This window comes from Colwellia sp. 20A7, assembly GCF_009832865.1.
In the GTDB taxonomy this organism is placed as follows: domain Bacteria; phylum Pseudomonadota; class Gammaproteobacteria; order Enterobacterales; family Alteromonadaceae; genus Colwellia.
The window spans coordinates 4030449-4045512 of record NZ_CP047130.1; the positions used below are offsets into that span (position 1 = coordinate 4030449).

Genomic DNA, 15064 nt, shown 5'->3' on the forward strand with positions numbered 1-15064 from the left:
CTTTTGGCTAAAGCTAATACAACGAAATCAACGAGTGAGAAAACATTTGATTATGATGTAATCATTATCGGTACAGGTCCTGGCGGCGAAGGCGCTGCAATGGAACTATCAAAAAAAAATAAAAAAGTCGCTATTATTGAGCGTTACAAAGACGTTGGTGGCGGTTGTACTCATTGGGGGACAATTCCTTCAAAAGCATTACGTCAAAGTGTTAGTCGATTAACAGAATATAATGCTAGCCCTTTATTTCGTGGGCATAATAAAGCGAAGCGTTTAACCTGCGCAGAAATTCTAAACCATGCCTCTTCAGTTATAAGCAAGCAAGTACAGCTTCGTAGTGGCTTTTATGATCGTAACCAAGTAGAACTGATTACTGGTGATGCATCTTTTATTGATAGTAATACCATCCAAATTATAAAAAAGGATGGTTCAATAGAAAAAATTAGCGCTGAAAAAATTGTTATTGCTACCGGCTCACACCCTTATAGACCCGATGATATTAACTTTAATCATCCACGCGTATATGACTCAGACACTATTCTTTCCCTTAAACATGAGCCCCGCTCTATTATCATCTATGGCGCGGGTGTTATAGGCAGTGAATATGCATCGATTTTCCGTGGACTTAGTGTAAAAGTAGATTTAATTAATACGCGTGATCGACTTCTCTCTTTCTTAGATGATGAAATATCAGATGCTTTAAGTTATCACTTATGGAATAACGGTGTAGTTATTAGACACGGTGAGCAAATAAAACGTGTTGAAGCCACCGATCAATCCGTTATTGTATATTTAGAGTCCGGGAAAAAGATGCGAGCGGACTGTCTTTTATTTGCTAATGGGCGTACCGGTAATACTGCTGATTTAAACTTAGAAAATGCCGGATTAAAAGCAGATGGACGTGGACAGCTAAAAGTAAACAACAAATATCAAACCCATATTGAAAATATTTATGCAGTTGGCGATGTTATTGGTTATCCAAGCTTAGCCAGTGCCGCTTACGATCAAGGCCGATTAGCAGCATCAGCTATGATAGATCATCAAAGTACAGCTATGTTGATAGCTGACATCCCTACAGGTATATATACGATTCCTGAGATCAGTTCAGTTGGTAAAACAGAACAAGAATTAACAGAAGCAAAAATACCTTACGAAGTAGGCAGAGCACAGTTCAAACATTTAGCCAGAGCCCAAATCACTAATAGCTTAGTTGGCTCTTTAAAAATTCTTTTTCACCGTGAAACTAAAGAAATTTTAGGTATTCATTGTTTTGGTGAAAATGCTGCTGAAATTATTCACATTGGGCAAGCTATTATGCAACAAACTAATGGTGGTAATACTATTGAATATTTCGTTAATACTACCTTTAATTATCCAACAATGGCTGAAGCATTTCGTGTTGCCGCATTAAATGGATTAAATAGATTATTTTAACCCGTTTAATTTTAGGAAAATTGACCATGCCAGTAGTTACATAGCTTATTAAATTAAGTTATGTAACTTATACCTACTCTAATAAATGACTTCACTCGTGTTGGTGAAAATAGCCAATAAAATTATTAATCGGTAAGAAATGACAATGAATAATAAAATACTATTTATGGCAAGCTTAATATTATTTAGCTGTTTTAGCTTTGCTAATAATAATTATAGTATTTATTTAGTGAGGCACGCGGAAAAAATAGATAATTAAAAAGACCCAAAGCTAAGCGAATGCGGAAAGCAACGTGCTCAGCAATTATCAAAGATATTATCTAAAGTCAATATATCTGCAATATATAGCACTAAGTATCAAAGAACGATGCAAACTGCAGAGCCTATGTCTAGATTAGAGCAACTAAAAATACAGCATTATGATCCAAATAATTTAGAGTTGTTTTCACTACAATTAAAACAAGAAAAGAGAAATACGCTTATTGTTGGCCACAGTAATACTACACCAGTGTTAACAGAATTATTAGCTCAGCAAAAAGTAGCCCCATTAACAGAAGATAATTATCAGTATTTATACCAAGTTCAGATTTTAAATGATCAACCTATATTAACGATTTTACAACAACCTATAAGTTGCCAAACTATTAATAAAGGTTCTAAATAATTCCCCCTTATTAAGCGAGTAAATATTCCTTTCTCTCTTAAACAAAAAAAGGGTTAGATATAAATTATATCTAACCCTTTTTAGCTAATATGGTATCAATTAAAGCATATATTCTTCAGGCATAGGCAAAGCAGCAACGCCGGAATCAATCGCAGCTTGAGCAACAGCTCTAGCAACCACAGCCAACAAACGAGAATCCATTGGTTTAGGGATAATGTAATCTTTACCAAAACTTAGTTCTTTCACGCCACTAGCGGTTAAAACTTCAACTGGAACAGTTTCTTTTGCTAAGGCACGAATAGCATGAACAGCGGCAATTTTCATTTCATCATTAATAGTACGAGCACGAACATCTAACGCACCACGGAAAATAAATGGGAAACAGAGAACGTTATTTACCTGATTTGGATAATCACTACGACCCGTAGCAATGATAAGATCGTCTCTAGCAGCGAGTGCATCTTCAGGTTTAATTTCCGGATCTGGGTTTGAGCAAGCAAAAATTATAGGTTTAGGTGCCATTAGCTTAACTTGAGCTTGTGATAATAAATTAGGACCAGAAACCCCAACAAATACATCAGCACCAGTGATAGCGTCATCTAAAGTACGTTTATCGGTGTTATTGGCAAATAATTTTTTATATTCATTTAAATCATCACGACGTGAATGTATAACCCCTTTAGTATCCAGCATATAAATCTTCTCTCGCTGTGCACCACACTTAATCAATAATTCCATACAAGCAATAGCGGCAGCACCTGCGCCCAAGCAAACGATATTAGCTTGGTTTATATCTTTACCTTGAATATCCAAAGCATTCATCATACCTGCTGCAGTAACAATCGCAGTACCGTGTTGATCATCATGAAATACTGGAATTTTACAGCGTTCAATTAACGCTTTTTCTATAGCAAAGCATTCTGGAGCTTTGATATCTTCAAGGTTAATTCCACCGAAGGTGTCAGCGATGTTAGCAACGGTATTGACAAACTCTTCAACAGTTTTGTGTTTTACTTCAATATCAAATGAATCAATATTAGCAAAGCGTTTAAATAATAATGATTTACCTTCCATTACTGGTTTTGATGCCATAGGGCCTAAATTACCCAAACCTAAAATTGCAGTACCATTAGTGATAACAGCAACCGTATTTCCTTTTGCTGTATATTTATAAACATCGTCAGGGTTCTCAGCTATGGCTCTTACCGGCTCTGCGACACCAGGGCTATAAGCCAGAGATAGATCTTCACTCGTTTCAGCTGCCGTAGTTAATGCTACGCTAATTTTTCCTGGCGTTGGTAAAGAATGGTAATCAAGTGCTTGTTGACGAAGATCTGACATTATTATTTCCTAGTGCATTAGTTGGTTATATTATTATAAATGACAAGTTATTTACTATTATGTGATTCGTTTTTTATAGTGTATTGCATTGCTTATTACTTTATCAAGACCATTTAACTATATAGAATTGCTGCAAACTTTATTAAACATAAACTTTATTGAGTAATTAATCATATTATTTAACTAAATAACGAATATTAGAGCAGAGTATTATTAACAAAGTACTACTGATAACAGAGAAATACCATATATTAGAGCTGGTAACAGTTTCCTGAAAATAAGCCCGTTATCATAGAATATGTCGGAGAAGTTGTATGATTTTACGCTAAAGTACAATATTGACAGTTGTCATGAATAACCATTCAAGTGGTGACATTTTATAAGCTCCCGGAATGCCCCGTTAAAAGACAGGCATAAAAAAAGACCTTAACAAATAAATGTTAAGGTCTTTTTGATAACTATTTAAGTTTAAAAAGTATTAAAAATACTAATTAAGCTTTAGTAATTACATCAATACATTTCCACTTATCTTTATGAGCAGACTTAGAAAGTTATGTCAATTTCTTTTGCTTAACCAAAATACAGGCATAAAAAAAGACCTTAACAAATAAATGTTAAGGCCTTTTTGATAACTATTTAAGTTTAAAAAGTATTAAAAAATACTAATTAAGCTTTAGTAATTACGTCAACACATTTCCACGTACCTTTATGAGCAGGCTTAGAAATCATGTTAATTTTGCTTACTTAACCAAAATATGGACATAAAAAAAGACCTTAACAAATGAATGCTAAGGTCTTTTTAATAACTATGTAAGTTTAATAAATATTAAAAATATTGATTAAGCTTTAGTAATTACGTCAATACATTTCCACTTATCTTTATGAGCAGACTTAGAAAGTTATGTCAATTTCTTTTGCTTAACCAAAATACAGGCATAAAAAAAGACCTTAACAAATAAATGTTAAGGCCTTTTTGATAACTATTTAAGTTTAAAAAGTATTAAAAAATACTAATTAAGCTTTAGTAATTACGTCAACACATTTCCACGTACCTTTATGAGCAGGCTTAGAAATCATGTTAATTTTGCTTACTTAACCAAAATATGGACATAAAAAAAGACCTTAACAAATGAATGCTAAGGTCTTTTTAATAACTATGTAAGTTTAATAAATATTAAAAATATTGATTAAGCTTTAGTAATTACGTCAACTAATTTCCAGTTTTTAGACTTAGAAATTGGCGCAACTTCAGTAATAGTTACTAAGTCACCTTCGTTACATACGTTAGCTTCATCATGAGCTTTCAACTTAGTTGAACGCGTGATGTACTTACCATACATAGGGTGCTTAACGCGACGTTCGATCATTACAACGATAGACTTATCCATCTTGTTACTGATAACAACGCCTTGTAGTGTGCGGATTTTAGCTTCGCTCATTACTTACCTGCCTTTTCAGTGATGATAGTCTTAACACGTGCAATATTGCGACGTACAGTTCTTAGCAAATGAGTTTGTGCTAATTGACCAGTGCTTGCTTGCATGCGGTAGTTAAACTGCTCACGTAGAAGCTCTAGTAATTCAGCATTAAGCTCTTCAATGCTTTTTGCTTTAAGTTCACTAGCTTTCATTACATTACCGTCCTAGTTACGAAGGTAGTTTTAAACGGAAGTTTAGCAGCTGCTAAAGCAAATGCTTCGCGCGCTACTTCTTCAGGAACACCTTCCATTTCATAAAGAACACGGCCAGGAAGAATTTGGCAAACCCAATATTCTACTGAACCCTTACCTTTACCCATACGAACCTCAAGAGGTTTTTTGGTAATTGGCTTATCAGGGAAAACGCGTATCCAGATTTTACCTTGACGCTTAACATGACGAGTCATGGCACGACGAGCGGCTTCAATTTGGCGTGCAGTCATACGACCACGCTCAACCGATTTCAAACCGAAAGTACCGAAGCTAACTGAACTACCAACCTGTGCAAGACCACGGTTACGTAATTTAAATTGCTTACGGAATTTAGTACGTTTTGGTTGTAACATTACTTATTCCTCTTACTTCGCTTTGCGGTTGTTCTTTCTTTTAGGCTTAGCCGCTGGTTGTTCTGCCACAAGTGGCATTTTACCAATGATTTCGCCTTTAAAGATCCAAACTTTAATACCAATTACACCATAAGTCGTGTCGCCACGCGCAATTGCGTAGTCGATATCAGCACGTAATGTATGTAAAGGTACACGACCTTCACGATACCATTCAGCACGTGCAATATCAGCGCCGCCTAAACGACCGCTAACTTGAACTTTGATACCCTTAGCACCTAAACGCATAGCGTTTTGCACGGCACGCTTCATAGCGCGACGGAACATAACACGACGTTCTAATTGACTAGCAATACTGTCAGCAACAAGCTGCGCATCCATTTCTGGCTTACGTACTTCAGCAATGTTGATTTGAGCAGGAACGCCGGCAATTTTAGACACAGCTAAACGTAACTTCTCAACATCTTCGCCTTTCTTACCGATAACAACACCCGGACGAGCCGTGTGAATAGTTACGCGGATAGATTTAGCTGGACGTTCAATAACTACTTTAGATAGTGAAGCGCGTTTAAGCTTTTCTTTTAAAAATTCGCGAACCTTATGGTCGCCGTCTAAGTTGCTAGCAAAATCTTTGCTGTTAGCAAACCAAGTAGACGCGAAAGGTTTCGTGATACCTAGGCGAATACCGGTAGGATTAACTTTTTGACCCATACTAATATACTCCTAAGAATCAGACACAATCACAGTAATGTGACTAGTGCGCTTGATGATGCGATCGGCTCGGCCTTTCGCTCGTGGCATAATACGTTTCATTGTTGGACCATCGTCAATCATAATTGTTTTAACGAATAATTCATCAATATCTGCACCTTCATTGTGCTCTGCATTAGCAATCGCTGAATTAAGAACTTTTTTAACTAACTCGGCAGCAGATTTATTGCTGAAGGTTAATATTTCAAGTGCTTTTTCAACGTGTACGCCACGGATTTGATCCGCGACTAAACGTGCTTTTTGCGCAGAACCACGGGCAAATTTATGTATAGCAATTGCTTCCATCTAACTTCCCCTTACTTCTTCGCTTTCTTATCAGCGACATGACCGCGATAAGTACGAGTTGGTGCAAATTCTCCTAATTTGTGACCGATCATTTCTTCGGTTACAAATACAGGAACGTGTTGACGGCCATTATGGACAGCTATGGTCAATCCGATCATCGTAGGGATGATCATTGAACGACGGGACCAAGTCTTAATTGGCTTTTTATTCCCGCTTTCCACCGCTTTCTCTACCTTCGTCAACAAGTGTAGGTCAATAAAAGGACCTTTCTTGAGGGAACGTGGCATGGTGATTCCTTAATTATCAGTACCCTACCTACCGAAATTAGTCGATTTAACTATTCGATAATGTAGAGTATTTAGTTTAATGCACTAATTACTTAGTACGACGACGTACGATAAATTTATCAGTACGCTTATTCGAACGAGTCTTGTAACCCTTAGTTGGTACACCCCAAGGTGATACCGGATGACGACCGCCAGATGTTTTACCTTCACCACCACCGTGTGGATGGTCAACTGGGTTCATGGCAACACCACGAACAGTTGGGCGAACACCGCGCCAGCGTGAAGCACCAGCTTTACCCAGAGAGCGAAGCATGTGTTCAGCATTGCCGATTTCACCTAAAGTAGCACGACAATCTGCTTCAACTTTACGCATTTCGCCAGAGCGAAGACGTAAAGTAACGTAAGCACCATCTTTCGCAACTAATTGTGCGTAAGTACCAGCAGCACGAGCAATTTGCGCGCCCTTACCTGGTTTAAGTTCGATTGCATGCACAACACTACCTAATGGCGTGTTGCGTAAAGGCATAGTATTACCCGGTTTAATAGGAGCATCAACACCAGACTGGATAGAATCACCAGCTTTTAAGCCTTTAGGGGCTAAGATGTAACGACGCTCACCATCTGCGTATAATACTAAAGCGATGTTAGCACTACGATTTGGATCGTATTCTAAACGCTCTACTTTCGCAGGGATACCATCTTTATTTCGTTTAAAATCAACGATACGATAATGTTGCTTATGACCACCACCAATGTGACGAACCGTAATGCGACCATTATTGTTACGACCACCAGACTTAGACTTAGTGTCTAATAATGGTGCGTAAGGCTTACCTTTATGAAGCTCTTTGTTTACCACTTTAACTAGGTGACGACGACCCGGAGAAGTAGGTTTACATTTTACAATAGCCATTTTAACTACTCCTATGATTCAGCGCCAACGAAGTCGATGTCACTACCTTCTGCAAGAGTTACGTAGGCTTTTTTCCAGTCGTTACGACGACCAAAACGAGCACCGGTACGTTTTACTTTACCCTTAACATTAAGTGTATTAACACCTACAACAGAAACTTCAAAAAGCTTCTCAACGGCCGCTTTAATTTCAGCTTTAGTTGCATCAGTAGTAACTTTGAAAACAACAGTGTTGTTTGCTTCAGCTGCTACAGTTGCTTTTTCAGAAATATTTGGTGCTAAAAGCACTTTCAACAAACGTTCTTCGTTTATCATGCTAGTATCCCCTCAATTTCTTTAACTGCATCAGCAGTAATTAAAACTTTTTCGAAACCAACTAAGCTTACAGGATCAATTGCTGCAACGTCACGAACGTCAACTTTATATAAGTTGCGTGCTGATAAGAACAAGTTCTCGTCAACTTCTTTAGTTACAATCAATACATCTTTAAGCTCTAAGCCTTTCAACTTAGCAACTAATTCTTTAGTTTTAGGTGTTTCTACCGAAAAATCGTTCACTACAACTAAACGTTCTTGACGAACTAGTTCAGATAAGATGCTAGCAATAGCACCACGATACATTTTACGGTTAACTTTTAAACTGTGATCTTGAGGTTTAGCAGCGAATGTTACGCCACCAGAACGCCAGATTGGACCACGAGTAGTACCGGCACGAGCTCGGCCTGTACCTTTTTGACGCCATGGTTTTGCACCACCGCCGCTCACTTCTGAACGAGTTTTCTGAGCACGAGTACCTTGACGAGCACCAGCTGCATATGCAACTACTACTTGGTGTACTAAAGCTTCATTAAACTCACGTCCAAAAGTTGCTTCAGAAACTTCAAGAGCACCTGATGCGTCTTTTAATGATAATTCCATCACAAAATCTCCTGGACTAAGCTTTAACAGCTGGTTTGATGATTACGTTACCGTTGATAGCACCCGGAACTGCACCTTTAACAAGCAACAAGTTACGTTCTGCGTCAACGCGAACCAATTCAAGGTTTTGTGTAGTAACGCGCACAGCACCCATGTGACCAGACATTTTTTTGCCTTTGAAAACGCGACCTGGTGTTTGACACTGACCTAACGAACCGTTAGATCTGTGAGAAATCGAGTTACCATGAGTTGCATCTTGCATGCTGAAATTCCAGCGCTTGATACCACCTTGGAAACCTTTACCTTTAGAGGTACCGGTTACATCTACTAATTTAGTGTCATTGAAAATCTCAACAGTGATTTCACTGCCAGCTTCAATATCGCTACCTTCATTTGCATTTAAGCGGAATTCCCACAGGCCACGACCTGCTTCAACGCCTGCTTTAGCGAAATGACCAGCTGCTGGTTTGTTAACACGGCTTGCTTTACGCTTGCCCGTAGTAACTTGAAGCGCTGAATAACCATCGTTATCTACAGTTTTAACCTGAGAAACACGGTTCGCTTCAACTTCTAGAACTGTAACAGGAGTAGAAACGCCATCTTCTGTGAAGACACGAGTCATACCCACTTTACGTCCAACTAGACCTATAGTCATTGTTAAAACTCCTCTTAGCCCAAGCTGATTTGAACATCAACACCAGCTGCAAGATCTAAACGCATTAATGCGTCTACAGTCTTTTCAGTTGGCTCAACGATATCAATCATGCGTTTGTGAGTACGAATTTCGTACTGATCACGCGCATCTTTGTTAACGTGTGGAGAAGTTAATATTGTAAAACGTTCTTTGCGAGTAGGAAGTGGAATAGGACCACGAACCTGTGCGCCAGTACGTTTAGCAGTATCAACGATCTCTGCTGTAGATTGATCAATCAAACGATGATCGAACGCTTTCAAACGAATGCGAATTCTTTGATTTGACATTTATCAAATCCCCTTTTAAAAGAACAAAAAAATACATCCCTCTGCTTCCTTATGTGCTGGAAGGGGGTGTATTACTTAAAAACATTCAACGCAAAATTAGCGTTGCTGTAATAAGGAAATAACTAATATGTTATCGCCTTAGTTTGTTTTACATTGGGTTTTTACCTTTATAAAAGATAAAAAACTGTATAAACAAAACTACACTCAGTTCTCCTGAATGTGGTCGCGTATTATACATAAGATTAGAATATGAGCAAGTATTAATTACTCATTCATAAATTTTAAATATTCAGGCTGTTAACCTAATAGCGTTTCAATTGAATATTCATTACACTCGAAATAACTATAAAAAGAATTAACTATAATAATTATCATCATATAAAGAGGGGAAGTACATGAATAAACCTTGGTTTACTAATTATCCTACCAACGTAGCTAATGAAATCGATTTAAGCCGCTACACTTCATTAATAGACTTGTTTCATGAAACAACGGGTAAATATCAACAGCAAACGGCTTTTAGTAATTTTGGTGCGGAGCTGACTTTCGATCAGGTAAATTTTTTATCACGTGACTTTGCCGCTTTTTTACAAAATAAGTTGAATATTACCAAAGGCGAGCGTGTTGCACTGATGTGCCCAAATACCTTATGCTTTCCAATTGCTATGTGGGGTATTATTCGTGTTGGGGGCGTACAAGTAAATGTAAACCCTATGTACACGCCGCGTGAATTAGAACATCAACTTAACGATGCTCAAGTAGAAACTATCATTATATTTTCTCCATCTACGTCAATGCTCGCTGATGTTATTAAGAAAACTAAAATAAAAAATGTAATTACAGTTAATCTAGACGACTTAATTAATAAAGGCCTACCTTCTGAACCTACTGATGAGCGTTTAAGTAATACTGTTAATTTCACCGACGCTTTAGCACAAGGTAAAGGTATTGAATTAGTAGAGCCCGCTCTCTGCCAAGATGATTTGTTGTATTTACAATATACCGGAGGTACAACAGGATTATCTAAAGGCGCAATGCTCTCTCACGGTAATTTAATTGCGAATATACTGCAGTATGAAGAATTTGCTCAAAATGAAATTGATTATGGCAATGATATTGTTATTACGGCTATTCCGATGTACCACATCTTCGCATTGATGGCTAATACCCTCGCTTATTTCACCTTTGGTGCTAAAAATGTTTTAGTTACGAATCCCCGAGATATGCCCAGCTTTGTCGAAATATGGAAAAACACACCCGCAACAACTTTTACTGGAGTAAATACCTTATTTAACGGCTTATTACACACCCCTGGTTTTGAACAAGTAGACTTTTCAGCATTAAAGCTGTGTATTGGTGGTGGCGCTGCTGTTCAACAAGCTGTTGCAGATAAGTGGTTACAAGTAACAGGTACTAGACTACAAGAAGGCTATGGTTTGTCAGAAACATCTCCTGTCTTATCGTTAAACTTTGGTGCTACCATCAACGGTAAAGACGTTTATGTACCGGGTATCGGTGTTCCGCTTCCTAATACTGATATTTCTATTCGAGATCATAATGGTAATATTGTGAAACAAGGAGAAGCTGGTGAATTGTGTGCTAAAGGCCCGCAAGTAATGTCTGGCTATTGGAATAATGTTGACGCGACAGAAGATGCCATGACACCCGATGGCTATTTCAAAACAGGCGATGTTGCCATGCTCGATGACCAAGGTTTTTTCCATATTGTCGATCGCATTAAAGATATGATTAATGTTTCTGGCTTTAATGTGTACCCCAATGAAATTGAGGCTGAAATTGCCAATATGCCAGGCATTGTTGAATCCGCTTGTATTGGTGTAACTGATGAGAAAACAGGAGAAGCGGTTAAACTGTTTGTAGTGAAGAGCAAAGACGCAGAATATAACAAGATCACAGAACAAGATGTTATCGATTTTTGTCGTCGAGGCTTAACAGCATACAAAATTCCTAAGCATGTTATCTTCATCAATGAAATTCCTAAGTCGACCGTAGGGAAATTATTACGAAGAGAATTAAGGTAAAAGTTAAGCACTAATAAGCAAGCTAGATTGGTATTTAAGATAAATCTAGCTTTTTTATGTTCTGCTCCTAGCTCTGTTTAACCTATATATAAGCAGAGCTTTTTATTTTACCCCTCATTTACATTTTTTTTTCCAATTTTCTATCGATCCTTAAATAGTAATGTTATACTCGCGCGCAAATTTTCAACAATTCTACATTTTATTCTTCCTTTACTTATATAAAGTATTAAGGAGAGAAAAAGCAGAATAGACCTCAAACTAAATAGAGTAAAGCAATGGCAGATTTATCTAAATACAGAAACATTGGTATCTTCGCTCACGTTGATGCGGGTAAAACCACAACAACTGAACGTATCCTTAAATTAACAGGTCAGATCCATAAAACTGGTGAAGTACATGACGGTGAGTCAACTACTGATTTCATGGAACAAGAAGCTGAGCGCGGTATTACTATCCAGTCTGCTGCAGTAAGCTGTTTTTGGAAAGATCACCGTTTTAACGTAATTGACACTCCTGGTCACGTTGATTTCACAGTTGAAGTTTACCGTTCACTTAAAGTACTTGATGGTGGTGTAGGTGTATTCTGTGGTTCTGGTGGTGTTGAACCACAATCAGAAACTAACTGGCGTTATGCGAACGACTCTAAAGTATCTCGTTTAATCTTCGTAAATAAATTAGACCGTTTAGGTGCTAACTTTTACCGTGTAACTGATCAAGTTAAAAAAGTACTAGGCGCTCACCCACTTATCATGACTTTACCAATTGGTGAAGAAGATGATTTCGTTGGTGTTGTCGACGTTTTAACGCAAAAAGCTTACATCTGGGATGACACTGGTCTTCCAGAAAACTACACAATTGAAGACATTCCAGCTGACATGGTTGATGATGCAGCTATGTACCGTGAGCAATTAATCGAAACTGCTTTAGAAGCAGATGAAGATTTATTAATGGATTACTTGGAAGGTGAACTTACACCGACTGAAGAACAAATTAAAGCGTGTATCCGTAAAGGTACTCGTGAAATCATGTTCTTCCCAACGTATTGTGGTTCTGCATTCAAAAACAAAGGCATGCAATTATTACTTGATGCTGTTGTTGATTACTTACCTTCACCTACAGATGTTGACCCACAACCGCTTACAGATGAAGAAGGTAATGCAAATGGTGAATACGCAATTGTTTCTGCAGATGAAACATTCAAAGCATTAGCATTCAAAATTACTGATGACCGTTTTGGTACATTAACTTTCGTACGCATCTACTCAGGTACATTGAAGAAAGGCGATACCATACTTAACGCTGCTACAGGTAAAACTGAGCGTGTTGGCCGTATGTGTGAAATGCAGGCTGATGACCGTAACGAACTTACCTCTGCGCAAGCCGGTGATATCATCGCGATTGTTGGTATGAAGAGTAACGTGCAAACAGGCCACACATTATGTGATCCTAAGCACCCAATCATTCTAGAAGCGATGGTTTTCCCTAAACCAGTAATCTCTATCTCTGTAACACCAAAAGATAAAGGTTCAACTGAGAAAATGGGTCTTGCTATCGGTAAAATGGTTGCAGAAGATCCTACATTCTGTGTTGAAACTGATATTGATTCAGGTGAAACAATCTTATCTGGTATGGGTGAGCTTCACTTAGATATCAAAGTAGATATTCTAAAACGTAGTTACGGTGTTGAATTAGAAGTTGGTAAGCCACAAGTTGCCTACCGTGAAACAATTACTTCAGAAATTGAAGATTCTTACACGCATAAGAAACAATCTGGTGGTTCTGGTCAATTCGGTAAAATCGATTACCGTATTAAGCCTGGCGAACCTGGTTCTGGTTTCGTTTTCAACTCAGTAGTTGTTGGTGGTAACGTACCTAAAGAATTCTTTCCTGCAATCGAGAAAGGCTTTAAAGGCATGATGGAAACTGGTGTACTTGCTGGTTTCCCTGTACTAGATGTTGAAATTGAATTATACGATGGTGGCTTCCATGCGGTCGATTCATCTGCTGTTGCATTTGAACTTGCTGCTCGTGGCGCTTTCCGTCAATCAATTCCAAAAGCGGGTGCTCAATTAATTGAACCTATCATGTCTGTTGATGTGTTTACTCCTGATGATCACGTTGGTGATGTTATTGGTGATTTAAACCGTCGTCGTGGTATGATCGGTGGCCAAGAAGCTGGTGTTACTGGTGTTCGCATTAAAGCTGACGTACCTCTTTCAGAGATGTTCGGTTATATCGGATCGTTACGTACAATGACATCAGGTCGTGGTCAATTCTCTATGGAATTCTCTCACTACATGCCTTGTCCTAACAACGTAGCTGAAGAAGTTATTGCTGAAGTTAAAGCAGCGAAAGCCGCTAAAGACGCAGCAAGAAAATAAATAATTAAGTTTTAATTATTTAAATAAAGGATGCTTCGGCATCCTTTTTTATTGTCTGGTGTTTATTAACCGATAGTGATTAGTCACTTAATACGGAATCCCCCAAAGTTAAGCGTTTTTACGATGATTCTTTCTAAACTCAGAAGGCAGCTCACCAAAAAAAAGGCGAAACTGTTTACTGAAATAACTATGATCGGTGAAACCTGTAGCATCACCTACTTCCGCAATTGGCATATTAGTTTCTACAAGTAGTCTACGAGAGTTTTCTAACCTAATTTCATTAATTAATTGCTTAGGCGTTTTCGCTAAATACTTTTTAAACCTTCGTTCCAATGCGCTCACTGACAAATGAGCGACGCTGGCTAATTGTTCAATACTAAAATGAGTTTGATAATTTTTTCTAATATAGTCTATCGGCTCTTTAATAGCATCAACACCAGAAAATGCAATGGCTTGTTTTTGTAGATGTCGAGTTATGCCATACGAACCTACAATATTATTAATACCGTCGAAAATGGGCCTTTTTGATGTAGTGTACCAAGCAATATCACCGTCATGATTCATATTCATTTCTAATCGTTCAGTCACTTGTTCGCCCGCTATAATCTTGTCATCATCACGAAAAAATTGCTTAGCGAGATGAGCAGGTGAAAAATCAAAGTCAGTTTTCCCCAGAATACTGTCCAAACTTTTTGCATTAAGGTGTTCTATCAAGGCCTGATTAGCATGAATAAAGATATGATTTCTATCTTTAATCCAAAAAAGATCACTAGACAATAAATCAAACATATTAACTAACTGCTTAACGCCGATATGCTCAAGAAAAGACGTTGAATGCTGTTCAATAATCATTATTTATATTCTCATTTTATGAAGGGTAAAACTAACATGAAAACTTTCAAAACAAAAACTAAACGCCGAATTTATTGCATTGTTCACCGAATTTTTAATAACACCCTCTTCTGTTCGCTCTATATAGTAAATCCATTGTAGCGATTAGTTAGGTATA

General features: G+C 37.8%; 16 protein-coding genes and 1 pseudogene. 4 read left to right on the forward strand and 13 right to left on the reverse strand.

Translation table 11 applies throughout. The features are described 5' to 3' along the window. The first annotated feature begins 3 nt into the window (after positions 1–3). Both sthA and GQS55_RS20110 read left to right on the forward strand, forming a co-directional pair. Positions 4–1434 carry a Si-specific NAD(P)(+) transhydrogenase gene (gene sthA, locus GQS55_RS17305; RefSeq protein WP_159821669.1) on the forward strand — a complete coding sequence of 477 codons (1431 nt, stop codon included), beginning with the start codon at positions 4–6 and terminating at the stop codon, positions 1432–1434. Between the two features lie 271 nt (positions 1435–1705). Beyond that, positions 1706–2098, forward strand: a pseudogene (locus GQS55_RS20110) (phosphoglycerate mutase family protein); the annotation flags it as partial. A gap of 99 nt (positions 2099–2197) precedes the next feature. Here the strand turns inward: GQS55_RS20110 and GQS55_RS17315 are convergent. From GQS55_RS17315 to rpsJ, 12 genes are all read right to left on the reverse strand, one after another. Continuing rightward, positions 2198–3439: a malic enzyme-like NAD(P)-binding protein gene (locus tag GQS55_RS17315; protein WP_159821670.1), complete on the reverse strand. Its 1242-nt coding sequence runs from the start codon at positions 3437–3439 to the stop codon at positions 2198–2200. A 1187-nt stretch (positions 3440–4626) separates the two neighbouring features. Then, positions 4627–4878, reverse strand: coding sequence for a 30S ribosomal protein S17 (gene rpsQ, locus GQS55_RS17320; protein ID WP_159821671.1), 252 nt, complete (start codon positions 4876–4878; stop codon positions 4627–4629). Further along, complete coding sequence (rpmC, locus tag GQS55_RS17325; protein WP_159821672.1) at positions 4878–5069, reverse strand: 50S ribosomal protein L29; 192 nt, start codon at positions 5067–5069, stop codon at positions 4878–4880. Before rpmC ends, rpsQ begins: the two co-directional genes overlap by 1 nt. Beyond that, on the reverse strand, positions 5069–5482 hold the full coding sequence (gene rplP / locus GQS55_RS17330; protein WP_159821673.1) for a 50S ribosomal protein L16: 414 nt from the start codon (positions 5480–5482) through the stop codon (positions 5069–5071). The genes rpmC and rplP overlap by 1 nt, the downstream gene beginning before the upstream one ends. A gap of 12 nt (positions 5483–5494) precedes the next feature. Further along, positions 5495–6190 carry a 30S ribosomal protein S3 gene (rpsC, locus tag GQS55_RS17335; protein ID WP_159821674.1) on the reverse strand — a complete coding sequence of 232 codons (696 nt, stop codon included), beginning with the start codon at positions 6188–6190 and terminating at the stop codon, positions 5495–5497. A 12-nt stretch (positions 6191–6202) separates the two neighbouring features. Continuing rightward, positions 6203–6535 carry a 50S ribosomal protein L22 gene (gene rplV, locus GQS55_RS17340; RefSeq protein ID WP_159821675.1) on the reverse strand — a complete coding sequence of 111 codons (333 nt, stop codon included), beginning with the start codon at positions 6533–6535 and terminating at the stop codon, positions 6203–6205. A gap of 11 nt (positions 6536–6546) precedes the next feature. Beyond that, the gene (rpsS, locus tag GQS55_RS17345) at positions 6547–6822 is read right to left on the reverse strand and encodes a 30S ribosomal protein S19 (RefSeq protein WP_011041718.1); all 276 of its coding nucleotides are present in this window, start codon (positions 6820–6822) and stop codon (positions 6547–6549) included. Between the two features lie 88 nt (positions 6823–6910). Further along, positions 6911–7735 (reverse strand): 50S ribosomal protein L2, encoded by an 825-nt coding sequence (gene rplB / locus GQS55_RS17350; protein WP_159821676.1) that lies wholly within the window; start codon positions 7733–7735, stop codon positions 6911–6913. 11 nt (positions 7736–7746) lie between these two features. Continuing rightward, the gene (gene rplW, locus GQS55_RS17355) at positions 7747–8049 is read right to left on the reverse strand and encodes a 50S ribosomal protein L23 (protein WP_159821677.1); all 303 of its coding nucleotides are present in this window, start codon (positions 8047–8049) and stop codon (positions 7747–7749) included. After that, on the reverse strand, positions 8046–8651 hold the full coding sequence (gene rplD, locus GQS55_RS17360) for a 50S ribosomal protein L4 (protein WP_159822967.1): 606 nt from the start codon (positions 8649–8651) through the stop codon (positions 8046–8048). Before rplD ends, rplW begins: the two co-directional genes overlap by 4 nt. A gap of 16 nt (positions 8652–8667) precedes the next feature. Further along, positions 8668–9306, reverse strand: coding sequence for a 50S ribosomal protein L3 (rplC, locus tag GQS55_RS17365; protein WP_159821678.1), 639 nt, complete (start codon positions 9304–9306; stop codon positions 8668–8670). A gap of 14 nt (positions 9307–9320) precedes the next feature. Beyond that, positions 9321–9632 carry a 30S ribosomal protein S10 gene (gene rpsJ / locus GQS55_RS17370; RefSeq protein ID WP_070375080.1) on the reverse strand — a complete coding sequence of 104 codons (312 nt, stop codon included), beginning with the start codon at positions 9630–9632 and terminating at the stop codon, positions 9321–9323. Between the two features lie 395 nt (positions 9633–10027). Here rpsJ and GQS55_RS17375 point away from each other — a divergent pair, with 395 nt between their 5' ends. Together GQS55_RS17375 and fusA are read left to right on the forward strand one after the other, a co-directional pair. Beyond that, complete coding sequence (locus GQS55_RS17375; protein WP_159821679.1) at positions 10028–11674, forward strand: AMP-binding protein; 1647 nt, start codon at positions 10028–10030, stop codon at positions 11672–11674. A gap of 275 nt (positions 11675–11949) precedes the next feature. Then, a complete protein-coding gene (gene fusA / locus GQS55_RS17380) occupies positions 11950–14055 on the forward strand; it encodes an elongation factor G (RefSeq protein ID WP_159821680.1) in 2106 nt (701 codons plus the stop codon). 108 nt (positions 14056–14163) lie between these two features. Here the strand turns inward: fusA and GQS55_RS17385 are convergent, their stop codons facing one another. After that, on the reverse strand, positions 14164–14907 hold the full coding sequence (locus GQS55_RS17385; RefSeq protein WP_159821681.1) for an AraC family transcriptional regulator: 744 nt from the start codon (positions 14905–14907) through the stop codon (positions 14164–14166). Positions 14908–15064: the final 157 nt, after the last annotated feature.